This window comes from Psychrobacter sp. ASPA161_9 (assembly GCF_051970275.1).
Taxonomy (GTDB): domain Bacteria; phylum Pseudomonadota; class Gammaproteobacteria; order Pseudomonadales; family Moraxellaceae; genus Psychrobacter.
In genome coordinates this window covers 115,249-128,310 of the sequence record NZ_JBEFNI010000007.1, presented here as the reverse complement: position 1 = coordinate 128,310, position 13,062 = coordinate 115,249, and the positions used below count along the sequence as shown (strand labels likewise).

The 13,062-nt window shown below is 43.4% G+C and carries 9 protein-coding genes; 6 read left to right on the top strand and 3 right to left on the bottom strand.

The window, feature by feature from the left end; genetic code table 11:
* Positions 1–40 precede the first annotated feature (40 nt).
* The 4 genes from dnaN (at position 41) to ACTQ9S_RS09555 (ending at position 6,738) form a co-directional block, all read left to right on the top strand.
* Entirely contained in the window at positions 41–1,216 is a 1,176-nt protein-coding gene (gene dnaN, locus ACTQ9S_RS09570; protein WP_068033534.1) for a DNA polymerase III subunit beta, read from the top strand.
* A gap of 186 nt (positions 1,217–1,402) precedes the next feature.
* Complete coding sequence (gene recF, locus ACTQ9S_RS09565; protein WP_440454814.1) at positions 1,403–2,623, top strand: DNA replication/repair protein RecF; 1,221 nt, start codon at positions 1,403–1,405, stop codon at positions 2,621–2,623.
* 583 nt (positions 2,624–3,206) lie between these two features.
* Entirely contained in the window at positions 3,207–5,834 is a 2,628-nt protein-coding gene (gene gyrB, locus ACTQ9S_RS09560; protein ID WP_440454813.1) for a DNA topoisomerase (ATP-hydrolyzing) subunit B, read from the top strand.
* A 277-nt stretch (positions 5,835–6,111) separates the two neighbouring features.
* Positions 6,112–6,738, top strand: coding sequence for a manganese efflux pump MntP (locus ACTQ9S_RS09555; protein WP_440454812.1), 627 nt, complete (start codon positions 6,112–6,114; stop codon positions 6,736–6,738).
* A 97-nt stretch (positions 6,739–6,835) separates the two neighbouring features.
* Here ACTQ9S_RS09555 and rlmF read toward each other — a convergent pair whose 3' ends face one another.
* Both rlmF and ACTQ9S_RS09545 read right to left on the bottom strand, forming a co-directional pair.
* The gene (gene rlmF, locus ACTQ9S_RS09550; protein WP_440454811.1) at positions 6,836–7,894 is read right to left on the bottom strand and encodes a 23S rRNA (adenine(1618)-N(6))-methyltransferase RlmF; all 1,059 of its coding nucleotides are present in this window, start codon (positions 7,892–7,894) and stop codon (positions 6,836–6,838) included.
* Positions 7,895–7,923: 29 nt separating this feature from the next.
* Positions 7,924–8,697 (bottom strand): LysE family translocator, encoded by a 774-nt coding sequence (locus ACTQ9S_RS09545; RefSeq protein ID WP_440454810.1) that lies wholly within the window; start codon positions 8,695–8,697, stop codon positions 7,924–7,926.
* Between the two features lie 340 nt (positions 8,698–9,037).
* Here ACTQ9S_RS09545 and ACTQ9S_RS09540 point away from each other — a divergent pair, with 340 nt between their 5' ends.
* Both ACTQ9S_RS09540 and ACTQ9S_RS09535 read left to right on the top strand, forming a co-directional pair.
* Positions 9,038–9,841 (top strand): crotonase/enoyl-CoA hydratase family protein, encoded by an 804-nt coding sequence (locus ACTQ9S_RS09540; RefSeq protein ID WP_440454809.1) that lies wholly within the window; start codon positions 9,038–9,040, stop codon positions 9,839–9,841.
* A 96-nt stretch (positions 9,842–9,937) separates the two neighbouring features.
* The gene (locus ACTQ9S_RS09535; RefSeq protein WP_440454808.1) at positions 9,938–10,885 is read left to right on the top strand and encodes an AEC family transporter; all 948 of its coding nucleotides are present in this window, start codon (positions 9,938–9,940) and stop codon (positions 10,883–10,885) included.
* 239 nt (positions 10,886–11,124) lie between these two features.
* Here the strand turns inward: ACTQ9S_RS09535 and ACTQ9S_RS09530 are convergent, their stop codons facing one another.
* Positions 11,125–12,750, bottom strand: coding sequence for a hypothetical protein (locus ACTQ9S_RS09530; RefSeq protein WP_440454807.1), 1,626 nt, complete (start codon positions 12,748–12,750; stop codon positions 11,125–11,127).
* Between the last annotated feature and the right edge of the window lie 312 nt (positions 12,751–13,062).

Here is a 13,062-nt window from a genome sequence, read left to right as displayed (position 1 = left end):
ATCATTATAAAAAGAATCATTCAAATAAGAGTAACTAAGCATGCAATTATCGATTAATCGAGAGTCGTTACTAAAAGCTATTAACTTGATCGCCAAGGCTGCTGACAAGCGCCATAATATGGTTATCTTGGGTAATATTAAGCTGCAGTTGTCTGAATCTGAGCTTATTTTAACCGCCTCTGATTTAGAAGTAGAGCTGACATCGACATTGAAATTGCCGGTTGGTGCTTGTGTTGAAGCAGGTACAACGACTTTACCAGCTACTAAGTTAAGAGATATCTGTAAATCACTACCTAACCAAGCACAAGTTAACCTTGCCACTCAAGAAAACGAGCGCTGCTTGCTGACTAGTGGTAAGAGTCGCTTTACTTTAGGTACGTTGCCTAGCGAAGATTATCCAAGCTTGGGTAATCCAGAAAATATTACACCGTTGACCATCAGCCGTAGTCGTCTTACTGATCTGATTCATAAAACCCAGTTTGCGATGGCAATTCAGGATGTACGCTATTATCTAACGGGTATGCTATTTGATGTTTCACAGCAGCAACTAACTACGGTTGCTACCGATGGGCACAGACTAGCGTTGGCGCGTAGTGTCATCGATGTAAGTGCTGATCTTAATATGCAGGCTATCTTGCCACGTAAAGCAGTGATTGAGCTTGAGCGTTTGGCGTCTGAGCTTGGTAAGATGCTTGGCGATCAAGATAATCCGGTTACTTTAAGCTTCGGTCGTGAATTCTTGCAAGTTAGCCTACCATTTGGTGAAGTTGATAGTGCAGGACAGGTGAGTCAAAACTTAATGGTTACTTTTACCGCGCGTTTGATTGATGGCAAGTTCCCTGATTATCGCCGCGTTATGCCAAGTAATACCGATAAGCTGGCCTTATTCAATCAAGAAAAAATGACTGATGTGCTACGCCGTGTCGCGATTTTAAGTAACGAAAAATCACGTGGTGTAGTCTTTAATTTTGCCAGCGACGGTATGGTAGAAGTCCGTGCTAATAACGCTGAGCAAGATGAAGCCGTCGAGATGATACAAGCTAAGTATCAAGGTGAGCCGATGGAGCTGTCATTTAATGCAGCTTATCTACAAGATGTTTTAGGCGTGATCCAAGGTGATCTACAAATGCATATGAGCCAATCAAATGCCTCAGTGCTGGTCAATCAGCTTAATGATGAGTTCCATCAATATGTCATCATGCCAATGCGTATATAGTATTTTGCGTATAGCATTTTTGGTTTTTAAAAAGACGGTGAGTTAGGCTGTAAAACTTTCTTCGTATAACGGTTTTTAGCAAGTTTCTACGTTTAAAGTCTAACTCTAAATCACTAAGAAAATTGCTATTGAATTAAACTTTTGCCTGCTATTAAGCAAGTTATAAAATAGGCGGCTGTCGGTACTATGATTGAACGTCTACAAGTTTCACATCTGCGTAATTTAACTCAGGTCGATCTAGAGTGTGCTGCTTGCAACGTCATCATCGGTGCAAATGGTAGTGGCAAAACATCATTACTTGAAGCTATATTTTTACTTTCAAGAGGTAAAAGCTTTCGCCACCATCAGCCTAAACGTTATATTCAGCACCATCAGAATACTACCATCGTACATGCTAAGCTCAACGATAACAGTACATTAGCTATCCAGAAACAAGCCGATGCTACAACACTTCTACGTCTTAATCAAAACACCGTTTATAATCAAAGTATCTTAACTGAACAGCTACCAACGTTACTGATAGATCCATCCACGATGGATATGTTAGAGCAGGGTAGTGCTAGCCGTCGACAATTATTAGACTGGCTAGTGTTTCACATGAAACAGGGCTTTCATCCACAATGGGTTGCTTATCAACGACTATTAAAACAGCGCAATAGTTTGCTAAAAAAGACGCGTCATTTGACTCAAGTACAGCTTGCTGAGCTAAAGTCATGGGACAAAGGTCTTAGTAATCATGCCGCACTTATCCATCATTATCGTGAACGGATATTTACTGAATGGCAGCCTTATTTTGCTCAAAGTATCGCTCAGTTATTGCCTGCTTATGCGGATCAATTGAGCCTGAGTTATAACGCTGGCTATGATACTAATGTTGGGCTAGACGTACAGCTCAATGAGCGGCTAGAGCAGGATTTACAGTTAGGATATACTCGTATTGGTAACCACCGTGCCGATATTCACGTGCATTGGCGTTCTATCGATTCAGTAGAAAAGACAAGTTTCAGTGAAGATGAAAATATAGGAAAAGTATCAAAAGTTGAAGCGAATCCTAAACTGCCTGTCTTAAAAGAGCAGGCAGCTAATGTGTTATCTCGCGGTGAAAAAAAGCTGTTGATTACTGCTTTGCGTTTGTCTCAGTTACCACTGTTGCTCGAAACTGAAAAAGGCGTCTCTTCATCTAACAGCGATTTTCAATCAAGAGTGACACCAGTAGTACTGCTAGATGATATTACTGCAGAGCTAGATAGCAGAGCAATAGAGATATTACTGTTGACTTTAGCGCAGCTACCATGTCAGGTGTTTATGACCAGTTTGATGGATGATATTTTACCCTTAGTGCATCAGTACTGGTCAGAACCTAAAGTGTTTCATGTGAAACAGGGTGAAATTACTCGTTTTAGGTAATGTCTTATTTTTTGAGTAGCGTATTATCTTTTTTAACCTGATTTTCGATAGATATCTTTACTTATATCTTTACTTATATCTTTATTTTTCACTCTCAATTATCTTCTTTTAAACCCTATCTACCTCCCAAACTGTTCGTTATTTATCCTACCGTCTTCTTATAATCATTATTATCTTCAGAGACCAAGGGGTAGTGATAAAACTCTCAGTAAACAGTGACTTAGAAGCAAAAAAATGCTAAAATGGGGCTTTATTTTTGTCCTATTCTCAGCAAGTTATTTTGTGAATTTATATAGATGTTTTTTATTATCTATAAGCTTTTAAGTGTTTGATAACTATACGTTTCGTTTTTTATCGAGCTTCAATAATGTTTAAAACAAAACGGAAGCTTTGACTTAAAACTGAGGTACTAGTTTTAAGTCTATATTACATGTTACAAAGCTTTAGCTAACAGTGTTTTAGCTAATAATACGCATTAAAGATTTCGACCGTAAAACGTTAAGTCTAAGATAACGTCATAAGGTGTCACCGTAGTGGTGAGCTGATGATATATGGCTGATTATGGCTAGATTAAGGAATGCACATGAGTGATTCATTACCTACCGATTACGAACAACTGACGTCAGATACTATGGTGTCAGATATTGTCATTGAGACTGTTGCCTCCGCTGTTGTTCCTGAAGGACTTCCATCTGATTATAGCTCCAAAGATATTCGTGTATTGCGCGGGTTAGAAGCGGTGCGCGTGCGTCCTGGTATGTATATCGGTGATACCGATGATGGCACAGGCTTGCATCATATGGTCTTTGAGGTAGTGGATAACTCTATCGATGAGGCACTTGCTGGTCATTGTGATCAGATTGATATCATCATTCATGAAGATGAGTCAGTGAGTGTTAGCGATAATGGTCGCGGCGTCCCTGTCGATATCCATCCAGAAGAAGGCGTATCGGCAGCACAGGTTATTATGACAGTACTGCATGCTGGCGGTAAGTTCGATGATAACAGCTATAAAGTCTCAGGCGGTCTACACGGTGTAGGTGTCTCCGTGGTTAACGCTTTGTCTAAAAAGCTTGAAATGAATATTTGGCGTGAAGGTTATCACTATCATCAGACTTATACCGATGGCGTGCCTGATGCTGACATTCAACAAATGGAAGCAACTGATAGAACGGGTACTCAGATCCGCTTTTATCCTAGTACCGATGTCTTTACGGGTACCATCTTTGAATATGACATCTTAGCTAAGCGTTTACGTGAATTATCTTTTCTTAATTCGGGCGTGCGCATCGTCTTAACGGATGAGCGTATTGATAAGCGTCATGAGTTTGAACACAAAGGCGGATTGTCGGAGTTTGTCAGCTATATCAATGCGGGCAAAGACAGCGTCAATGAGATATTTCACTTTAACAGTGAGCAGGCCGACGGTATCAGTGTCGAAGTCGCGCTACAGTGGACAGATACTTATAACGAAAAAGTATTGTGCTTTACCAATAATATTCCACAGCGTGATGGCGGTACGCATTTGTCAGGTTTTCGCTCGGCATTAACTCGTTGTCTAAACAGTTATATGGACCGTGAAAACTTATTCAAAAAAGAAAAAGTAACTGCTACGGGTGATGATGCTCGTGAAGGCTTGACTGCAATTGTATCGGTTAAAGTGCCTGATCCAAAATTCTCAAGTCAGACCAAAGATAAGCTGGTATCGAGCGAAGTTAAATCTGCTGTTGAATCAGCGATGCATGATAAGTTCAATGACTATCTGCAAGAGAACCCAAGTGCTGGTAAAGCGATTGCTGGTAAGATCATCGATGCAGCTCGTGCACGTGATGCAGCTCGTAAAGCACGTGAAATGACGCGTCGTAAGACTACTTTGGATATCGCAGGTCTGCCTGGTAAATTGGCTGACTGCCAAGAAAAAGATCCAGCCTTATCAGAACTTTATATTGTGGAGGGTGACTCTGCAGGTGGTTCAGCTAAGCAAGGTCGTAGCCGTAAGACCCAAGCAATTTTGCCATTAAAAGGTAAAATTTTAAACGTTGAGCGTGCACGTTTTGACAAGATGTTATCATCTGCTGAAGTAGGCAACCTAATCACTGCGCTTGGTTGCGGTATTGGCCCTGATGAGTATAACCCTGATAAAGTACGTTATCATAAAATTATCATCATGACCGATGCGGACGTCGATGGGTCGCACATTCGTACGTTGCTGTTGACCTTCTTCTTCCGTCAAACGCCTGAGCTGATTGAGCGTGGTTATATTTATATTGCTCAACCACCGTTATATAAAGTGAAAAAAGGTCGTCAAGAGTTATATCTCAAAGATGACGAAGCACTCAAAGCCTATCTATTGTCATCGACGATTGATAATACTAAGCTACATATCAGTGCTGATGCGCCTGCCATTACTGGTCAAGCGTTAGAGACGCTACTGAATGACTATAACCAAACGCAGCTGATCAAAGCACGTTTGCAGATTCGTTTTCCAGCAGTTATTTTGGACGCCTTGACGCATACGCCAAAGCTTAGCACCGATATGACTTATGATAAGTCTGCTATGCAAACATGGAAAGAAGCCATGCAAACTCAGCTTAATAACTTTGGTAGTGATTTGAGCCCTGAGATTGAGTTGGTCAATATTCATGCACCGCAACCGAAAAATATGGATGCAGCGGCAGCAGATTTATTGGGTATGAAGCCAGTAGTAGAAGCTGAAGCAGGCGAAGCGTCTAATAATGAAGCGTTATCTACTAAAGCACAATGGTTGCCACGGATAACCGTCTATGTGCATCAGTTGGCACATCATTATCTGCTCGACTCTAGCTTTATTAACTCGGGCGAATATAGCAAGCTGCTACGCTTATCAAGCGAGTGGAATACTTTGTTAGAGGACAGCGCATTTATCCGTCGCGATAGTACTAGCGCTAGTAAGGACATTCCAATACGTGACTTTGATTATCTGTGGCAACAGATGATGTTAGATGCGCGTCGTGGTCTATCGGTTCAGCGCTATAAAGGGCTAGGTGAGATGAACGCCGATCAGCTTTGGGACACTACGATGGATCCTGAAAACCGTCGTATGCTACGTGTCACGATTGAAGATGCTATCGCTGCCGACCATATGTTCACTTGTTTAATGGGTGATCATGTTGAGCCGCGTCGTATCTTCATTGAAGAGAATGCGTTGACAGTCTCTAATTTAGATATTTAAATTGGCTATGAAAGTTGCTTAATAACTGTTAAATAATAAAAACCACCGCTTTGACACTCAAGGCGGTGGTTTTTTGATATTAGAGTTGTTTCACGTGAAACTTAATTAAGAATTGCGTTCTGCTGGAATAAATTTTTCTTGCTTGCTGTGCGCTTCGCACTCCAGAGGCTTCGCAAGATTTATTCCAGCAGCGCTGAATTCTTTTTAAATTGAATCGACTATAGACCTTTTCTAAAGTGTCCCAATTATAAATTATTAGTATAAGCGAAAAAATAAAATGATCGAAGTCGTGTTACTTGCCGTTGCTCTAGCAATGGACGCATTTGCAGTCGCGATTGGACTGGGTGCTAAGTCGCAAAAACAGAGTAAGCAATATTTATGGCGTTTAGCTGTCTATGCTGCGTTATATTTTGGGATCGCGCAGGGCGTGATGCCACTTATCGGCTATTTATTAGGTGCGGCACTCTTAGGTTGGTTGGCTGCTGCTGCGCCTTGGATAGGGGGCATTATACTTATCGGTCTTGGTAGTAAAATGCTTTATGAGGTTTTTGCTGGCGATGGGGAGGATGCGGTAGACAGTGCGCTTCATCTAAAAGCCGATGCTAATAATGCAGTTACGACTATTGAGGCCATTAATAAAGGTCATCAAACTATCAATCAACGCACCATGTTTACGCTCGCGATTGCGACTAGCATTGATGCGATGGCAGCAGGCTTTACCCTTAATTTATTGGCGCTTAATGCGTGGTTAGCTTGTTTAATTATTGCGCTAGTAACCGCTGGATTTGGGTTGTTTGGTGTTTATCTGGGTTGGCGCTCAGGTACATGGCTAGAGGATAAAGCGGAAGCGTTGGGCGGCTTGGTGCTTATCGCAATTGGGCTAAAAGTTATGTTTTTCGCCTAAAAAAACATTTTATTTTCTCAATAAAAAGCACCGTTCTGGACTCCAGAGCGGTGCTTTTTTGGTTTCACGTGAAACTTTTCATTTATATGACCAACGATTATTCTTCGTCAGTGTTAAAACGCCATGCTAATATACGGGTGTTTTTTTGCCCTTGACTCATCTCAATAATGCGCATTTGAGCGACATCGAGTTGCTTTAACAATAACTGTAGTGGCTTAACGTTTTCAGACTTTGAGACGAGGGTAGTAAACCAGCCGACATGCTCGGCGAAGTCCTGACTCTCTTTTGCCATCTTGGTCAAAAAGGCAATCTCACCGCCCTCACTCCACAGCTCTTTATGCTGACCACCGAAGTTTAGGTTTTGCGCGGCATTACCAGCCTTCGTTGAGTGTCGGCTTATTTGCTCATTTTCATTCTTACCGCGATGTCTTTGTAAATTGTGCTGCTTGCGAGTATTGGCTTCCATCGCTTCCTCTAATGAGGCATGAAATGGAGGGTTGCAAACGACCACATCAAAGTAATCTTGGCGACCGATAATATTCTTAAAAATACGTTTAGGCTCAGGTTGTAGTTTTACTTTAACCGCACCTTTTAACTTCGCATTGGCTTCGCAAATAAGCGCTGCGGTATTGACCGAAATAGGGTCGATATCGCTAGCCGTAAAACGCCAACCGTAGCTTTGGCTACCAATAATTGGATAAATGGCACTGGCACCCGTACCAATATCGAGGGCGTGGATTTCTTTACCAGTAGGTGGTGTATTGTCGTCATTAATGTGCGTGGTTTGAGCCAATAAGTCAGCGATGTAATGAATATAATCGGCACGACCAGGAATAGGCGGACAGAGATAGCCTTCTGGAATGTCCCAAAACTTGACGCCATAATAATGAGCCAATAGCGCCTGATTGAGCATTCGTACGGCCTGATGGTCGGAGAAGTTAATCGTCGGCTCGCCATTAGGGTTGGTAATAGTATGCTTGGCAAGCTCAGGTAAGGCACGAGTCAATACGGCAAAGTCGTAGCGACCTTGATGTGGATTGCGCGGATGCAATTGGCCGAGTTTCTTCGCGGTCGCTGGAGATCTATTTCTGTGTTTACTGTTTGAAGGGGTGCTGGTCATAGTGTGGGGCTTTGATGTTTGAATATAACCGACCATTTTAGCAGATTTCGCGGGTAACTAATGTGTTATCGGCTGCGTAAAATAAGGTTTAATCCCAATACTATCATCGCTGTACCCAATGTGCGGTCTATCCAATGCTCAAAACGCTGAAAGCGACGATGAATCGCAGGGACGGAGAGTAACATTACCACGGTGCTAAACCATGCCATCTGCAATACCATCATCCATACGCCATAAATGGCTAACTGCCATAGCGGTATGTCAGGTGATAATACAAGGGTAAATATCGCTACGAAATATACTGGTGCTTTTGGATTGAACACATTACAAAAAAAGCCACGACGCAAAATAGCGAAAGTTGAGTCGGTATTGGTAGAAGGTTCTTTCTTAGACAGGTTCTTAGACAAGTTTTTAGCAGTAGGGTTTTTTGTTAATAATTTTTCGTTACTAAATGGCGGTACTTGCTTGGCAGGTGCAAATTGTGAAACATCAATGTCTACATTTTCTGAGTCTACCGAATTTGTTGATGCTGCTAAATCTGACGGCTTTTTAGGTTTGGCTTGAATACCTTGCCAACCAAGATAAATAAGATAACTACCACCCAACCATTTAATAGCGGTGAGTAATGGCTGCGAATGGGCGATTACTGTCGCTAGTCCTAGCACCGAATAGATAATATGTACGGCGAGACCTAAGGTAATACCAAGACTACAAATCAAACCAGTGCGGCGACCTTTTGCTAATGTCTGCTGTGAAACCAAAACAAAATCAGGGCCAGGGGAGGCAGCAGCGAGTAGATGGACGCTGGTGATAAGCAAAAAACCGTGCCAAAATTCCATAAAATGCTCTGAGTGAAGTCTTAATTTGGATAATAGTTGCACTTATCGCAAATCAGGTCAACTGATATTGATGGCAGCTATGAATAGCAATGCTAAAACGGTGCTTGCGTTGCAAGGGGTGTATGTCTATATTGAAAGTGAACGATGCTAAAAACACTCTACATAGATACAATCCAAAATGAATGTCTATATCTCCGTATAGCTGGAAGAAGTTTTTTTGCTTGCTGTGCGCTTTGCCAGACAGAGGCTGCAAAAATTTCTTCCAGCCATACTTTATCTATTGTGGGTTAGTCTAACTATGTCACTGACCTTACAAGAGTAAACTTTAAAAGGAAATACCATGACTACGGAAAGTAATAACAGTACAGACAATCGCATCACTTATGAAACGGACGGCTATATCTGCTTAATCGGACTAAATCGTGCCGATAAGCGCAACGCCTTTGACAGTCATATGATTCAGCAATTATCTGAAGCACTTACTCATTACGATAACGATGATAAGCTACGTTGTGCGCTGATATTTGCCCATGGTGAGCATTTTACCGCTGGTCTTGATCTGATGGAGTTACAAGATAAGTGGGATAAAGGCGCGTTTGAATTTAGCGATGACGAGATTGACCCGTGGGGTATCAGTGGTAAATTACGTACTAAGCCTGTCGTCGTCGCGGTACAAGGTACCTGCTTTACCGCTGGGATTGAGCTGATGCTAAACAGTGATGTGGTCATCGCTAGTGATAACTGCAACTTTGCACAGATGGAAGTGCAGCGCGGTATCATGCCATTTGGTGGGGCAACGGTACGTTTCATACAGGCAGCAGGCTGGCAAAAAGCCATGCCGTATCTACTCACAGGTAAGGCGTTCGACGCGCAAACCGCAGATAGACTTAATCTAGTCAGTGAAGTGGTGCCAAATGGCGAAGAATACGAGCGTGCAATGACTATCGCACAAGAGATTTGCAAAGCTGCACCACTGGGCGTACAAGGTCTACTGTCCTCAGCACAAGATGTCAGTCGTAGTGGAACTGCGGCCGCATTGGCTAATATTCATAGCTATTTGCCGCATTTATTCCACTCAGAAGATGCCCGTGAGGGTGCGATGGCGATGGTTGAGAGAAGGAATGCTGAGTTTAAAGGTCGCTAAAGAAGGACGTTAGATTTTGGGTTTATATTTATTCTAAAATCGATTGTTTATAACAGTGCTCATCTGTATCAATGCCTACAAGGGGCAATCACTACTATGTTAGATATTATTAACATCACTGCCCCTATTTTTATCATCATCGCGCTTGGCTACTTCTGTGTACGCTTCAAAGTCATTGACCCCAAGCATGCGAAAGGCATGGGTAGTCTGGTGATGAATATTGCGCTGCCAGCGCTGATGTTTAACGCTATTGCTAGCACGCCTTTTCAAGAAGTCATATTACCGCACTATCTGCTTACCTATGCATTAGGCTCAGTCATGGCTTTTATGGTTGGCATCGTGCTCACCAAAGTCATTTGGCGACAAGATAATATCTCCGCCGCTCTAAATTCCGCTGCGCTCTCGTTTTCTAACAGCGCCTTTATCGGCTTTGCTGTCGTTTCTATGGTTATAGGGTCTAGCAAGGCTGCCGCCTACTTATCGATGAACGTGCTTATCGAAAGCCTTTTAATCTTGCCGATGCTGTTTGTAATGGCTGAGATGAACCCTTCTTCAACTAGGTCGCTGGCAAGCGTCCTACTAGGTATTGGCAAAAACTTCACTCGTAACCCGCTTATTATTGCGATAGTGGTCAGTGTGATATTCTCGATCTTTAGTATTCCTGTACCGCAAGTGGTCGCCCAAACCACGCAGATACTCACTGGCGCTGCAGCACCCCTTGCCCTGTTTGTAATCGGTATGAGCCTTTATGGGTTGGAGTTAAAAGGCGATTTGCCAAAAATAACCACAATCGGCTTAGGTAAGCTGCTGCTGCACCCATTGCTGGTGCTGTTAGCCATAATATTAATATCTGGCGGCTCGCTACAAGATAAATATGTCGCTATGCTGTTTGCTTCAGCTCCAGTGTTTTCTACCATTGCTATCATCGGTCAGCACTATGGTTTGGTGAATCGTATGTCTGCTATCGTCATCGTCTCTACCATTGGCTCGTTTTTTAGTATGAGTGCTGTACTTATCTACTGGAAAATGACTGTCGGATTTTAGAAACTAGCTGTATTTTAATGCATGCTGGCGATGATTGAGACGAGAGAAACTGAATTTAAGGTGTTGAATCTTTATACTTACAGTAGTAACTAAGTATTATTTAAAAAGTTTAGAGCTATAAGATATGTAGCCAATCCTAAATAAATCTGAGTGCTAATTGAGCATTTTTAGTTATCAAAAAACCCCGCAATTGCGAGGCCTTCTTAATTTTAGTTAATTTAACTAAGGTTAATCATATCCTACCAAGCAAAGGTAACCCCGCCACGTGCGCCGACTTTGCCCGTATCTAGCCCAACCCCAGCACCTGCTGAGATGGTCATGCTGTCACTGAGTCTTCCTGCGAAAGACGTACTTAGTGCTGAGCTGCTGTTATAATAACCCGTGCCAAACGACATAGCGTAGCGCTTACCTGAAGGAATGACTGGGGTTTCTAGAGACAGGGCCATAGCGATACCGTCTTCTGCCTCATCCAAACGATCTTCTTGACGATCGTATTGGCGGCGTAAATCGTTAAATTGTCTAGATGTTGCTAATGAGTCTACACTGACGCTAGTACCCAAAGTGCCGTTGGCATCGGTGGTGACGATGTTGGTATTGCCTGATTGTGAGGTTGTACTTGCTTGCAGCTGACCTGCGCCGCCCAGCGCTATCTGGTTATCGCTTGCCGCGGAGGCTTGGTTACCGATAGCGATACTGTTTAAGCCGCCTGCGGTAGCTGCTTCACCGACTGCCGTAGAACGCACACCACTAGCATTGGCTAAATGACCAAAGGCCTGAGCTCGCTCGGCGCTAGCAGTTGATTGCCAACCTATCGCGGTAGCACCCGCTTGAGTTGCTTGGGCTTGCGCACCGACAGCCGTTGATGACGTGCCAGAGGCTGTTGTTTGCCGGACACCACTTCTGTCTCCGCCTATCGCAACGCCATCAAGACCTGAGGCTACTGAGTTGTTACCGATGGCAATCGCGTTGTCTGACTCGGCGCTGGCTGCTTCACCAACCGCAGTTGAGCGCAAACCAGTTGCTGATGCTAAGTGACCAAAGGCCTGAGCACGTTCTGCAGTAGCTTCTGACTGCCAACCGATAGAGGTAGAACCTAAGCCTGCTGCATTGGCTTGACCACCAACTGCGGTGGCAGAGTTAAGACCAGCGTTCGCCTGATTACCGATTGCGACCGTATCGTTAGTACCACCAGCGTTTGCTGCTTCGCCAACTGCCGTAGACCGTTCGCCACTAGCGTTCGCTAGATGACCAAAGGCTTGAGCACGTTCAGCTGTTGCGCTTGATTGCCAGCCGATAGACGTTGCGCCAGGACCAGTAGCAACTGATTCACCGCCAACTGCTGTGGTTGAGTTGCCCTGAGCACTGGCGCCAGCACCAATTGCCACAGCGTCATTACCATTGGCATTTGAACCGACACCGTCTTCGTCCAAAATTCCGTCATCATTTACGTCGTTGTTACCGCCAATAGCGATTGCACCATTGCCTGTGGCAGTTGCATCTTCACCGACGGCGACTGATTGAACACCGATTGCGGAGGTCTGGTGTCCTAGCGCTGTTGAGCGATTTCCTTGAGTGACAGCCTGCCAACCGACGGCAGTTGCACCAGGACCAGTAGCAGCTGATTCACCGCCCACAGCAGTGGTGGAATTGCCGGTTGCAGCCGAGTCTGTACCAACAGCAAGAGCATCTACGCCCGTTGCAGTAGCATTAACACCGCACTCTAGAGCAGTTGGATCGCCAGCATTTGCATTACAGTCTGCAGTTCCGTCAGCTGAGGCAGAAAATGATCCCAGTGTTGCCGCGGCAATTGCTAAGGCAAGGGTGCTGATTTTTAGCGTTGAGCATGGTAGAAAATCCGTTTTCATAATGCTATATCCTTTTAGAGAAGCCATCTTGGCTTAGTAGGTGGTTTGGATAGGTAGTAACAGAAGTTGTACTACTCGCAGTATTGAATCACTCCGATAATAAAGATAAGAAGGTATATTCATATTTTTCCATATAGATTTATTGTTAATTTATAGCAATAACTCAACTAATGCTAGTTTTATATTTCAAAAAATATCTAAGTTAATCAATAGTTAACCAACGCTAAATAGTTTATGAAAATTTGGTTTCTATGTATAAGTAGAATGGCGATACTGTTAACTTGAATATAGGTAATAATGACATGATGACTA